This is a genomic window from Bradyrhizobium sp. WYCCWR 13022 (assembly GCF_030435535.1).
Lineage (GTDB): Bacteria > Pseudomonadota > Alphaproteobacteria > Rhizobiales > Xanthobacteraceae > Bradyrhizobium.
On sequence record NZ_JAUIZJ010000007.1, the window covers coordinates 217,963 to 230,826 of the forward strand.

Genomic DNA, 12,864 nt, shown 5'->3' on the forward strand with positions numbered 1-12,864 from the left:
GATGAGCCGCGTCGCTCTTGCTGCTCGGCGGCAAGCTCGGTCTCTACACGGCTCTTGCAAAAGACAGTCCGATGGATGCCGCCGCCCTGGCCAAGGCGACCGGCACCGCCGAGCGCTACATCCGCGAATGGGTCGCAGCACAGGCCGCTTCAGGCTATGTTGAGTACGACTGCACCTCAGGCAAATTCTCGATGCTGCCGGAGCAGATTTTGGCGCTGGCAGCCGAGGACAGCCTCGACGAACCCAAGATCGCGGACGCCCTCAGGACCGACAAGGGCGTCGGCTGGAACAAGCGCAGCGAGAGCCTGTTCTGCGGAACAGCGCGCTTCTTCCGTACCAGCTATAAGCATTATCTGGTCCAGGATTGGCTCCCAAGACATAACAGGATGTCCGTGGTCATATCGCCACGGACATCCTCTCGATGGACCGCTCGCGGCGGGCTCGTCACGGTCAAGACAAACCGACAACAGTCCGATGGCATGTCTCATTCGGCTGCCATCGGCATCAGCTCCTGCTGATCATGCAGGATCACGCCCGCTAGAGGGTCGAACTCTCCCTCCCATGGCTTGCTTGCCAATGCTGCCCGGGTGTGAGCATAGCCAGCCTCCCACCGCCGCATGATGCCCGTCGGGCTGAAGTCGATGTCCTTGGTGTGCGTCTCGTGGTCAAGTTGCGGGGCGAGCAGTCGCACCACGTGCATTCGCGTCGGACAGCCATAGCTTGTCAGCTCACGGACCGCCGGATTGCTGCGCTCGTGCTCGGGGAGCCTTGCGGCCAACTGGTTGATGACGTGACGCAAGCGATGCGCCTGCTGCTGGCGCGTGATCTGGCTCGCAATGCGGCTGGAATACTGGACATCCTTGTGGCGGTTCAGGACCTCGGCCATCGTGGTTGGCTCACCACCTACGGGATTCCAGAGATGCACGGCAAAGATGAGCGAGTTCTTGCGCGGATTGTCGTCGAACACTGCTTCCGTCGGCGTGTTGGACAGGATCCCGCCGTCCCAGTAAAGCTCGCCGTCGATGCGCACGGCCGGAAACGCCGGCGGCAGCGCACCTGACGCCATCACATGCTTCACCGTCAGCTCGCCGTCGCGGCTGTCGAAATAGCGCATACGACTCGAGCGCACATGGGCCGCGCCCACCGTGAGCCGCGGCGTGCAGCGATTGACCAAGCTGAAGTCGACAAGCTCGTTCAGCGTCTTCTCGAGCGGCGCAGTGGAATAGAAGCCTGCGTGATCGGCGCCGAGCGGATAGGAATCGCCGGCATGCGCCAGTGGATTGGGCCGGAAGAAGCCGGGAATGCCGCTCGTGACGGTCGACCAATAGGTGAGCTTTTCGTTGAAGCCTGGGAATGCGGTGCGGAAGCTCCAGGCCGGATTCTGCTCCATCCGCTTCCAAAACACTTTCAGGCGCTCAAGCCGATGCTGCGGCTGATTGCCAGCGATCAGGCTGGCATTGATTGCACCGATCGAGGTGCCGATGATCCAATCCGGCTCGATGGCGGCCTCATGCAGGGCCTGGTAGACGCCGGCCTGGTAGGAGCCGAGCGCGCCGCCGCCCTGCAGCACCAGCACGATCTGGCCCGGCAGATCCTGTGACCCGATACTCTGTGTATTGCGGTTCATGTCGCGCTCCCTGTGAGCTTGCACCGTTTGGATGTTCGCGAATCGTCGCGGTTTGTTGCGCCGGCTCATGTCAATGCGCGGTCCAGCCGCCGTCCACCGGAAGCGCGATGCCGGTGATGGAGGCGGCGGCCTCAGTCGACAGAAACACCGCGAGCGCGCCGAGCTCGTCGATGGTCGCAAACCGCTTGTTGGGCTGCTGGGCGAGCAAGACGTCACGGATCACCTGATCGCGGGAAATGCCGTGCGCCTTGGCTTGGCCGTCGATCTGGGCCTCCACCAGCGGCGTGTAGACATAGCCGGGGCAAATCGCGTTACAGGTGATCGCCTCCTCCGCGGTTTCCAGTGCCGTGACCTTGGTCAAGCCAACGATACCGTGCTTGGCGGTGACATAGGCCGCCTTGAAGGGCGAGCCTACAAGGCCGTGGGCCGAAGCGATGTTGATGATGCGGCCGAACCCGTTCTGGCGCATCACGGGAAGTGCAAGCCGCGTGGTGTGGAAGGCTGAGGTCAAGTTGATCGCAAGGATCTGGTCCCATTTGTCGACGGGAAACTGATCCAACGGCGCGACGTGCTGGATGCCGGCATTGTTGACGAGGATGTCGAGCCGGCCGGATTGCGCAACGGTCGCCGCGATCATCTCGGCGATCGAACTCGGCCTGGTCATGTCGGCCGGTGAAAAGCTCGCCTTGACACTGAACTCGGCCGCGATCTGCTCGCGAACCTTGCCAATCTCTGCGGCGACGCCGAGCCCGTTCAGGACGACATCGGCGCCGGCCGCCGCGAGTGCCCGCGCGATGCCGAGCCCGATGCCACTGGTCGAACCCGTGACCAGGGCGACCTTGCCGGCGAGTGCCTGCATGGCTTGCGATGTTTGCGGTTTGACGGGAATGTTCATAGCCGATCCTCGTGCGATAAGCGGTCCGGCGACCGGACCCCGACTTTCGCAGACTGTGAGCGACCGCCTCCCCAAACGGAAATGCCGGCTGGCTTCCGTAATGATACGCCCCCGCTATCGGGCCTGGGATGTCATTCCCCGCCCCGATCGGGTAGGTTCCTTCACGATCCTGCCGGGAGCCGATCCATGGAAATGCACCAGGTCCGCTATTTCCTCGCGGTAGCGCAACTCCTGAACTTCACGCGCGCCGCCGAGGAATGCAACGTGACGCAACCCTCGCTGACGCGCGCCATCAAGCAGCTCGAGGCCGAGCTTGGCGGCGACTTGTTCCGCCGCGAGCGGCCGGCTGCACAACTGACCGAGCTTGGCCAACGGATGCATCCGCTGTTGAAGCAGTGCTATGAGGCCGCCGCCGGCGCACGCTCACTCGCCTCCTCTTTCAAGAGCGGTGAGGTCGGCGCGCTTCGTGTCGCGCTGACCCATGCAATCGATCTTTCACTGCTCATCCCCCACCTCAATCAGATCAGGCGGCAGTTCAACCGGCTCGAATTCCGCTTCTTGCGTGGTTCAAGCCGCGAAGTCGCTGACTATCTCAAGAAAGGTGAAGCCGAGCTCGGCATTGCCGCCGAGATCGACGGGGCCTGGGAGCGGCTCGACGTCTGGCCGCTATTCACCGAGAATTTCGACCTCGTGATCGGAAAAGACCACCGGCTTGCGAGCCAAAGCACGATCGAATTCGACGATCTGCGCGCAGAGCAAATGCTGAGCCGAAACTATTGCGAGCATGCCGGCCGGATCTCGTCGAGCTTGCGCGAGCACGGCATCGATGTCGACCATGGCCATGAGATATCCAGCGAGCGCGACCTCATCGAGCTCGTCGAGGCCGACATCGGCATCGCGATGGTGCCGCACTCCTCACCGGTGCCCGGGAACCTGAAGCGTGCCGCTGTGAGCGGCCTCGACGCGCGCCGCACCGTTAGCCTCTACGGCGTCGCTGGCCGTCAGCGCACAGCCGTCGCGAACACGGTGATGCGGATGCTGCGCGGCGCGGATTGGCGGACGATCGCGGGGTGATCTTTCCTCCTGTCGGAGAGGACTAGGCGACGGTAGAACTAATTGTCCCGGCCCGCGCTCTCCAGCGCCGCGAGCAAATCGTCGATCTCCATGCGCTTGCGAAAATCGGGGTCGACGAAGCGGGCTTTGACGAGGCCGTCCCGACCAACAACGAACACAGCCGGGATCGGCAGCATCCAGCCGTCATTACCGTGGAATTTTGCCATGTCCTGGTATGACAATAGCCGCTGGATCTCGGTGCCAAGCCAGATCGCCAGGTTGAGCGACAGGGCATAGCCGTTGTCGAGATCGGTGAGCACCGGGAACGGCGCGCCCGAATCAGCGATGAACTTCCCGGTATATTCCTGCGTCTCCGGCATGATCGCGACGATCTGTGCGCCTACTGCACGGATCCGGTCCTGCGCTTGGATCACGGCGCGGACGTTCAACCGGCAGTAGGGACACCAGTGCCCGCGAAAGAACATCACCGCCACAGGTCCGCATGCCAGCAATGATGGCAGCCCAACGAGTTGCCCCCTATCGTCGGGCAGCATGAAGGGCGGCATCACCTCGCCCGGACGCGGCGCGTTCTCGCCGCCCCCGTTTTGGCTCAGCCGCTCGACCAGGCGATCGACCGCGTCCCCGTAAGCAGGAAATATCTCACGGCCGGCATCCGCATAGGCGCGAAGCTGCTCGTTAAGCGTGCCCTCCATATCGCGGCAGCGCTGAAAGGCGAGTTTCAACTGCTCAGCATCGGATGGGGTCAGGGACGTCATTCTTCCGCTCCGGCACATGGTCGAGGGACATTATTTTGCGTTCTGGCCCCCCTGCAAGGGTCACCGTCAACGCCGACTGGGCACCGTGGCATCGAACGCCCGATTTTCTGAAGGCGGAAATGCCGATCCCCAATCGGTTCGATAGCTGTCGCCTATCGAAGCCCGATAGCACAGGGCTATCGCATCGAGAGCGAGATCGCATTTCACCCCGTTCAGTGCGGCGTCCATCCTGAGCGCAGTCGAAGCTGCAGCCGTCAGGAGCCGGTCATGAATCGCCAAATCGCCTCGCGTCTCTCCCATTTCGCCACCCCGCTGGCACTGATATTTCTCCTGCTGTCGGGCGCCGCCCCGGCGGCCCGCGCCGACAGCGATGACGGCGTCGTTCGCGTGAAAAGTGCCGTGCCGATGACAGAGGCAATCAGCCGCATCAAGGCCGACATCGCCGCCAAGGGCATCAAGTTCTTCCTCGAGGTCGACCAATCGAAGCTTGCCGCTGACGCTGGCATCAAGCTGCATCCCTCGACGCTGCTCATCTTCGGTAATCCGCCACTCGGCATCCAGTTCATCACTGCTAATCCCAGTGCCGGGCTCGACTGGCCCGTGCGCCTGTTGCTGACGCAGGACGACAACGGCGACGTCTGGGCAGTCTGGACCGATTTCGACTGGATCGCCAAGCGCCACAACATCACAAATCGCGAAGCGCAGTTCAAGATGGCGACGACGGTCGTTAGATCGATAACGTCTACCATCACCGGCAAATAGGTGCTGCTTCCATGGCACGCGAGACATTTGACGTGGTGATCCTGGGCGGCGGCAATGCCGGGATCGGCGTGACCGGCCCGGTCCGGCGGGCCGGCCAGTCCGTCGCCATGATCGAAGCATCCGATCTCGGCGGCACCTGCCCCAACCGCGGCTGCACGCCGAAAAAAGTGCTGGTCGCCGCAGGTCAGGCGCTGCACGACATCGAGCGAGCCGCGGTGCACCACATCGCGGTCGGCAGGCCCCGCCTCGACTGGGCCGCACTGATCGACCGCGAGAAGGACATCATCAAGGACATTCCGGCCAATCTCACCCGCGCGATGGCACGCCGCGAGGTCGAGGTGATCAAGGGCTTTGGTACCTTTGTCTCGCCCAATACCATTTGCGTCGGCGACCGTCTGCTGGAGGGCCGCCATATCGTGATCGCAACGGGATCGAGGCCGCGGCCCCTGCCGATTCTCGGTGCCGAGCACATGATAACCTCGGACGACATGCTGAGCGACCGGGTGCTGCCGACCTCGGTGATCTTCGTGGGCGGCGGCGTGATTGCACTGGAATTCGGTCACGTCTATGCGCGGGCCGGCGCGGCCGTAACCATTCTGGAGGCGCTTCCGCAGCTTCTGCCTACCATGGACGCCGACGCGGTCGCCCAATTGCGAGCTGAGAGCGAGCGCATCGGAATGAGGATCGAAACCGGCGTCGGCGTCCGGTGCATAGAGGCCGTCGGCGGGCAGCTTCGCGTGATCTACACCCATGACGGCGTCGAGCACGCTGCTGTGGCCGATCGCGTCGTCAATGCCGCCGGCCGCGTGGCAAATATCGACGGCCTCGATCTCGCCGCGGGTGGTGTCGAGCATGACAATAGCCGCATCGCGATCGATCAATATTTGCGCTCGAGATCAAACCCTCGGGTTTATGTCTGCGGCGATGCGGTCCCGATCTCGCCGCAACTGTCGCCAATCGCGACCTATGAAGGCGACATCCTCGGACGCAACATCGTTGCCGGAGCAAAACACATGCCCGATTATGCGGGCATGGCGACATCGGTTTACACCGTGCCGGCACTCGCCGCCGTGGGCGTCACCGAAACCACCGCACGGCAGGCCGGCGCCACCATCGACGTTCACGTCAACGACATCCGCGACTGGTTCTCGGCTCGGTCCTATGCAGAGACCGTCGCCTGGTCGAAGGTGATCGTGGACCGCCTCTCGGACTGTATCCTCGGGGCGCATTTCGTCGGCCATGGCGGCCAGGAGCTGATCAACATTTTCGGGCTCGCGATCAAGTTCGGCATCACGGCCAGCCAGCTCCGAGACAGCGTCTACGCCTATCCGACGTTTTCGGCCGACATCAAGCACATGCTCGGGCACGCATAGCGGCACGCTATCGTCTCGAGAGACAGACAGCATTTCATCAAGCGCACCACTTCGACGATGCTGATGCCATAGCCGGCGACCGAAGGTCGCGGCCAACAGAGGAGACACATGAAATGACCACGAACCCCAAGCTCTCGCACGCAATCTGGTCGGCCGTCGCCCTCGCCGGCGCCTTCGCACTCACCGCGCAACCGGCCTTCGCCGGCGAATGCCCGGCCGACAAGATCAAGCCGAATGCCCGGCAGATGGTAGACTACAAGCCTGTCGGCGTCACCGACGTCACGCTTGGTTCGATCGACCTCGAGAAGCAGCCCGCAAACATCAAGGATCGCGAGCTGCGCTTCCGCAAGCTGACGATCGAACCCGGTGGCATCGTGCCCTGGCACAGCCATGACGACCGTCCGGCACTGATCTTCGTGCAGCAAGGCCAGATCGTCGAATATGCATCCAACTGCGTCGACCCGATCGTGCACAAGGCCGGCGAGATCAGGGCTGAGGTCTTCGGTACGTCGCACTGGTGGAAGAACCTCGGCAAGGAGACCGTCATTCTCTACGTCGGCGACGTCCGCAAGGATCAGCACGACCACAACATGTAGCGAGTGCATCAGACCCCTGCTCTCGTTACCGGATGTGACGCCCGGAATCCCCCCTGCTGCCCCGCATGCCGGGCGTCACATTTCCCTTCTCGTCAGGAGACACCGTGTCATGACGGATCTGTCCGCGCACATCAGAACGGCCAACATGGCGATGCATGGACCCTCGCCCGGTGTCGCCTTCCGCTCGCTCGTCATCGGCTTGACGGCGTTCCTGACGGTCGTCGATCTCTTCGCGACCCAGGCCATCCTGCCATCGCTGACGCGGCACTACGGCGTGACACCGGCCGCCATGGGCTTTGCGGTCAACGCCTCTACCTTTGGCATGGCGATTTCTAGCCTCGTCGTCGGCTTCCTCAGCCCGCATATCGACCGGCGGCTTGGCATTCTTCTCAGTCTCACGCTGCTCGCGATCCCGACCAGTCTGCTTGCGGTGGCGCCGAATCTCGCTGTTTTCACGGCTCTCCGCGTCGCGCAAGGCCTGTGCATGGCGTCGGCGTTTGCGCTGACGCTCGCTTACCTCGGCGAACAATGCAGCGCGATGGATGCCGGCGGTGCCTTTGCCGCCTACATCACCGGCAATGTCGCGAGCAATCTGATCGGGCGGCTGATCTCGGCCGCCGTCGCTGACAGTTTTGGACTGTCCTGGAATTTCTATTTCTTTGCCGCGCTCAATCTGACGGGCGCCGTTCTGGTCTATTTCACCATCAATCGCGTGCAGCCGATGCATGCGATGTCCACGGCTGCCTCGCCACTGGCCGCCCTGTTGATCCACTGGCGCAATCCACGGCTTCGCGCAGCTTTCGGCATCGGCTTTTGCATCCTGTTCGCCTTCATCGGCACTTTCACGTTCGTGAATTTCGTACTGGTCCGGCCGCCACTCTCGCTCGGCATGATGGACCTTGGCTTCGTCTATTTCGTCTTCCTGCCCTCAATCGTCACCACCCTTTTCGCCGGCAAGGTCGCCGCGCGCATCGGACCACGACCGGCGATCTGGGGCGCGCTCGGCCTCGCGGCGCTTGGCGTGCTCTTGATGCTGGGCCGGCATCTTGCCGAGGTGTTGACCGGCATGGTCCTGGTCGGCGTTGGGACGTTCTTCGCTCAGGCGGCAACGACCAGCTTCGTTGGGCAGGCCACGACCGAAAACCGCGGTGTTGCCAGCGGGACCTATCTTGCCTGCTATTTCCTCGGAGGTTTGACCGGTACCGCGGTGCTTGGACAGGTCTTTGATTTGATGGGATGGGCGGCGTGCGCGATCGGCGTCGCGGTTGCGCTAGGTTCAGCGGCGCTTTTGACCTTCAAGTTGAAGAGTGTGAATTGATGAATATTCACTCCGATCGCCTCCACGTCCGTTCTTCGCGAGAACTATAATCGCTCAAACATGCGGCTAAGCTGTCTGATGATCGCTACGGCCGGAGACACCTAGGTCACGCCGCGTCGGCAACGAATGACCCGCTGCCCCCCGCCACAGGTTCCAACCTTGGAGGCGCGCTGCCGGCACCGACATTCGATTCGGGTTCCGATCTGATCGCGGTCGAAGCCCCGGCCCCAACCATCGTCCAATATTGAGGCCGCGATCCCTGTTGGCAGCAATAGCTCTGGAATCGCAGCAATCGCTCTGGAGTCACGAGGTGGCAGGTCCAGTAGATCGTCGGTGGTGTCCCCCTCAAAGCCCCCAACGTCCCGAACCCGGACCGCCACGCTCGCGGGGATCGTCGATGCCCTGAAAGCGGTCGCCGGCGACCAGCCACAGGGGCGCGCAAGCTTTGCCAAAGGCAGATGTGTCCGCGGAACCTACGTTCCGTCGGATCGAGCCGAGGAGATCACGAGATCCCGAAGCTTCACACGGCCATCGCGCGTGCTTGCGCGCTTCTCGATCGGCAGCAACAATCTTAATGTGGCAGATACCGATAACTTCGCGTTGCGCGGCTTTAGCTTCAGGCTCGGAGACACTCATCACCGCTCCGACATTCTCACGCAAAGCGCTCCGGTGCACTTCGCGAAGACACTCGAGCAGATGCTCGCTTTCCTCAAGGTGCGCGTTCCAGGAGCGGACGGCAAACCGGATATTGAGAGGATCAGGGCATTTTCCGCGGCCAATCCCGAAACGCTGCAACAGGCCAGTTACATCGCCGCGCATCCGCTGCCCCGGAATTTCGCCGGCACGACCTATTGGGGCGTGCATTCATTTCCGGCCACGAACTCCGCCGGCGAAACACGGTTCATCAAGTTCAAGGTTGCCCCCGTCGGCGCAGACGCCGCGCCGGCGAAGAGCGACGTTACGGCCAACGTCCTGGACGACGACCTCGAACATCGCGTCGCCAGCGGCGACGTCCGCTTCAGCGTGATGGCGCTGCTCGATCGTCCCGGCGACCCCACCACTGATGTGACCATCCGATGGCCCGACGAGGACAATCGCGAAGAGGTTCGGCTGGGAACGATCGTGATCACCGGCCTCGAGCCGGACGAAACGTGCGACGTCTCCATCCTCGATCCGGCAAATCTCGCCGAAGGTATCGCCCATCCGCCCGATGAGATCTTCGCGGCGCGCAGCGCCGCCTATGCCATCTCGCTGGCAAAGCGTCGCTGAATGGGGGCATCCTCTGATCGGTTCTCGCTTTCGCCGGTGCCCAGCGATCCGCGACGCCATGTTGCCGGACTGACGCCGACTTGCGCCGAAAACACCTTAGTGAAGTGACTTTGGTTGGCGAATCCCACAGCGATCGCAATTTCAGACAGCGGCAGGTCCCGCAGGGTCATCAACTGCATCGCCGCCTTCACGCGCTGGTGCAGCAGCCATTGGTGCGGCGGCAGGCCGGTGGAGGCACGAAACGCGCGCGAAAAGTAACTGGCCGAGAGACCGAACTCGGCGGCCAGCTGCTGCAACGAAAGTGTTCCGCCGAGATCGGCGTCGAGCTTTTCGTAGGCCCGCTCCAACTGCCATGGCGCCAGACCGCCCCTCGACACTTTGACGCCCCACCTTAATCCGCCGTAGGCCTGCGCGGCGTGCGTCGCAAATGCGAGCATCATGTAGTCGATGAAGAGCTGGTTGGTCTCGGCCGGCCGACGCAGAGCTTGCAGGAGCGCTCCACCGATATGACGGATAACCGGGTCATCATGGCCGACGCCGAGCTGAGAGGGGAGCTCAGCGACGCGTGGCGCGGCCGACTGCTCAGCGATACCATCGAGCGACGAGCGCGGAAGATAGAAATGAAGAGAGTGGAACGGCTTGTTGATAAAGAAGCGCGGATCCTTCTTCATGTCATATACGTATGTTGCGCCCGCCCGGATGTCGGTCTTGATAGTATTGCCGCGTTCCCAGATCTCGCAATTCGGGTAATCGTTGAGTTTCAGACTGACAACATAGGCATCCTGAAGGCCCATCTCGCCGGACGAGCGTGGCACAGGAGCATCATCCCTGGTCTCGGTAACTGCAATCTCAGCGTTTCGTAGCGAACGCGTGATTAACGAGACTGGTTCGTGCTCCAAGTGCAAGAACCGCTTGACAGTCTGGCCATAGAAACCCGTCGACTTCATATGCGCCACTCCTTGCGTAGAATTGGACGGAGTGAGTGTTCCTCATCGGCCGAAGGCGATAACCACAACTATGAAGCGGCCCTCCGAGGCAGACCGCACGATTACATATCGCTTTCGCCGGTGCCCAGCGATCCGCGACGCCATGTTGCCGGACTGACGCCGACTTGCGCTGAGAACACCTTGGTAAAGTGGCTCTGGTTGGCGAACCCGACCGAGATCGCGATCTCGGACAGCGGCAAGGCGCGGACGGTCATCAACTGCTGGGCCGCCTTGACCCGCTGTCGCAACAGCCATTGGTGCGGTGGCAGGCCCGTAGAAATGCGAAACGCACGCGAAAAATGGCTGACCGAAAGATCGAACTCCGCTGCGATCTGTTGCAATGATAGAGTCCCGCCGAGATTCGCATCGAGCCTTTCGCAGGCTCGTTTCACCTGCCATGGGGCGAGACCACCGCGAACCGATCCGGCAGCGTTTTGGAATCCCCCATAAGCCTGGGCGACGTGCGCAGCAAATGCGAGCATCATGTGATCGATGAAAAGCTGATTGGCCTCGTCCGGACGACGAAGCGCTTCCAGCAGACACGCCCCGATATGACGCATGACCTTGTCGTCATGGCCAAAACCAAACTGACACGCGAGGTCCCCCACGGGGGGCGTGCGAGATTCCTTGGCAAGACCGTCAAGGGCCGAACGCGGAAGATAGAACTGAAGCGAATGGAACGGCTTGTCGATGACATAGCCGGGATCGCTCCTGAGGTCGTACAGATAGGTCGTACCGGCTCTGACGTCCGCCTTCATGACACACTTGCCGTGGTCCCAGAGCTCGCAGTCCGGGTAGTCGTGAAGTTTCAGGCTGACGAGATAGGCTTCATCAGCCATGGAGCCGGAACGGCCCGGTTGGGGATTCACGTCCTGGGTTTCGGTGAGCGCGAGGTCGATGCCGCGCAATGAACGCGTGACCAGCGAGGGCGGCGCATCCCGCAAGCGCAACTGCCGCCTGACCATCTCTGCAAAGGCGCCCGCACGCAACATATCAGTCGGCCTATTCCTGGAGCTGGACCGGGCAGATCATCCGCCCGCGAAACCGACCCCACTATCGGAAATCGGCAGACAACCGTCCAGACCTGCGCTGGTATGGGCAATTGCAGCGAGCGCCCCCGATCAGATTCCCAACAAAGGATTTCCGGAGCAATTCCAAGGTGATTGAGCCCTGATGCCCCGCACGGGAACAATCCCGGTCTTGGTTCCATCGTGCGTTTGTGAAAACCCGATTGCCGTCGCCCCGGCGTATGCCAAGATTTCTGCCGCAATGGCGACGTTGAAAAGAATCAGGCAGCGCGCACGACCAGCGTCTCACTTTGCCGCTGGCAGTTCGTCTGTAGCGCGAACGAACGAAATTCCAAGACTCGTTCGGGCGGCAGCGGCATCGAAACCCGCATCCAGGAGGATTCTGGCGAGCCGCTTGCGCGCGTAAAAGAGCCTGCTCTTCACGGTGGCTTCCGGAATACCGATCAATCCACTGACTTCGGCGACCGGCTTTTCGCGAAAATAGTACATGTCGATGATCTCCCGGTGCGCCGGCGAGAGCTTGTCGATGCAGGCGCGCAGGATTCCGCTCGCATCCTTGTGCTCCAGAGCGACGTCAGGCGTATCCAGCGGGTCGACAATTCCTAGCGCATCGTCTTGATCGATATCCTCGTGTGTTCGCTCTCGCCACGAGCCGATGGCCTTGAATCGGGCGATCGAAAACAGCCATGTGGCCACGCGCGCGCGGTTCTCGAACCTGTTTGCCGAGCGCCACACGTCAAGAAAGACCTGATTGACGAGATCGTCGACGACCGCTGGATTGCGAGCCAGGCGCTTGATGAATCGGGACACCCTTTCGCGGTAACGGGCGAAGATGATGTGCATGGCGGCCTTGTCGCCTTCCGCAATATTCTTGAGCAGCATCTCGTCGCTGACATCTTCCTGCACAAAGCGACGGTCCATTTTCCGATCGCGCGAGGGGCGTGCGGGAACCGTCCCTGACCCCGCCGACAGGCAAACGGCATAGACCAGCGTGTCATCGCTCAATAGGCCGGAAGGACCATGCGGCGGCCTGCCGCCGACGTTGGGAATGTTGATGGCTGGTCGGTCCGGCGCGCGGCTCGATGAGGACGTCCTCAACCGAGATCGATGCGACTTTGCAGTGTCCGCTTGTTGCCGTCCGTCGGTCATCGACATCGCTCTCTCCGTCTCTTGACGAAACG

At 62.1% G+C, this 12,864-nt stretch carries 13 protein-coding genes; 7 read left to right on the top strand and 6 right to left on the bottom strand.

The features are described from left to right. Window positions 1–17: 17 nt before the first annotated feature. A complete protein-coding gene (locus QY049_RS12680; RefSeq protein ID WP_301269442.1) occupies window positions 18–518 on the top strand; it encodes a hypothetical protein in 501 nt (166 codons plus the stop codon). Here QY049_RS12680 and QY049_RS12685 read toward each other — a convergent pair. Continuing rightward, the gene (locus QY049_RS12685; protein WP_301269443.1) at window positions 485–1,627 is read right to left on the bottom strand and encodes a patatin-like phospholipase family protein; all 1,143 of its coding nucleotides are present in this window, start codon (window positions 1,625–1,627) and stop codon (window positions 485–487) included. The two genes, QY049_RS12680 and QY049_RS12685, sit on opposite strands and share 34 nt — an antisense overlap. 70 nt (window positions 1,628–1,697) lie before the next feature. Beyond that, entirely contained in the window at window positions 1,698–2,522 is an 825-nt protein-coding gene (locus QY049_RS12690) for a 3-hydroxybutyrate dehydrogenase (RefSeq protein ID WP_194481021.1), read from the bottom strand. A gap of 186 nt (window positions 2,523–2,708) precedes the next feature. Between QY049_RS12690 and QY049_RS12695 the strand changes: the two genes are divergently transcribed. Continuing rightward, window positions 2,709–3,596, top strand: coding sequence for a LysR family transcriptional regulator (locus QY049_RS12695; RefSeq protein ID WP_301269444.1), 888 nt, complete (start codon window positions 2,709–2,711; stop codon window positions 3,594–3,596). A gap of 38 nt (window positions 3,597–3,634) precedes the next feature. Here the strand turns inward: QY049_RS12695 and QY049_RS12700 are convergent, their stop codons facing one another. Continuing rightward, entirely contained in the window at window positions 3,635–4,351 is a 717-nt protein-coding gene (locus QY049_RS12700; RefSeq protein ID WP_258765939.1) for a peroxiredoxin-like family protein, read from the bottom strand. A gap of 267 nt (window positions 4,352–4,618) precedes the next feature. On the opposite strand from QY049_RS12700, the gene QY049_RS12705 reads away from it, so the two are divergent. The 5 genes from QY049_RS12705 to QY049_RS12725 all read left to right on the top strand — a co-directional run bounded on the left by QY049_RS12705 (window position 4,619) and on the right by QY049_RS12725 (window position 9,669). Then, the gene (locus QY049_RS12705; protein ID WP_194481016.1) at window positions 4,619–5,113 is read left to right on the top strand and encodes a DUF302 domain-containing protein; all 495 of its coding nucleotides are present in this window, start codon (window positions 4,619–4,621) and stop codon (window positions 5,111–5,113) included. Window positions 5,114–5,124: 11 nt separating this feature from the next. Then, window positions 5,125–6,486 carry an NAD(P)/FAD-dependent oxidoreductase gene (locus tag QY049_RS12710; RefSeq protein ID WP_301269445.1) on the top strand — a complete coding sequence of 454 codons (1,362 nt, stop codon included), beginning with the start codon at window positions 5,125–5,127 and terminating at the stop codon, window positions 6,484–6,486. Between the two features lie 113 nt (window positions 6,487–6,599). Beyond that, complete coding sequence (locus tag QY049_RS12715; protein WP_301269446.1) at window positions 6,600–7,082, top strand: cupin domain-containing protein; 483 nt, start codon at window positions 6,600–6,602, stop codon at window positions 7,080–7,082. A gap of 109 nt (window positions 7,083–7,191) precedes the next feature. Continuing rightward, window positions 7,192–8,400 (top strand): MFS transporter, encoded by a 1,209-nt coding sequence (locus tag QY049_RS12720; protein WP_258765937.1) that lies wholly within the window; start codon window positions 7,192–7,194, stop codon window positions 8,398–8,400. A gap of 336 nt (window positions 8,401–8,736) precedes the next feature. Continuing rightward, window positions 8,737–9,669, top strand: a complete 933-nt coding sequence (locus QY049_RS12725) for a catalase (protein ID WP_301269447.1) — start codon at window positions 8,737–8,739, stop codon at window positions 9,667–9,669. Here QY049_RS12725 and QY049_RS12730 read toward each other — a convergent pair. The 3 genes from QY049_RS12730 to QY049_RS12740 all read right to left on the bottom strand — a co-directional run bounded on the left by QY049_RS12730 (window position 9,639) and on the right by QY049_RS12740 (window position 12,838). Then, window positions 9,639–10,616, bottom strand: a complete 978-nt coding sequence (locus QY049_RS12730) for an AraC family transcriptional regulator (protein ID WP_301269448.1) — start codon at window positions 10,614–10,616, stop codon at window positions 9,639–9,641. The two genes, QY049_RS12725 and QY049_RS12730, sit on opposite strands and share 31 nt — an antisense overlap. Before the next feature lie 101 nt (window positions 10,617–10,717). Further along, window positions 10,718–11,647, bottom strand: a complete 930-nt coding sequence (locus QY049_RS12735) for a helix-turn-helix domain-containing protein (protein WP_301269449.1) — start codon at window positions 11,645–11,647, stop codon at window positions 10,718–10,720. A gap of 321 nt (window positions 11,648–11,968) precedes the next feature. Next, window positions 11,969–12,838, bottom strand: a complete 870-nt coding sequence (locus tag QY049_RS12740; RefSeq protein WP_301269450.1) for a sigma-70 family RNA polymerase sigma factor — start codon at window positions 12,836–12,838, stop codon at window positions 11,969–11,971. Between the last annotated feature and the right edge of the window lie 26 nt (window positions 12,839–12,864).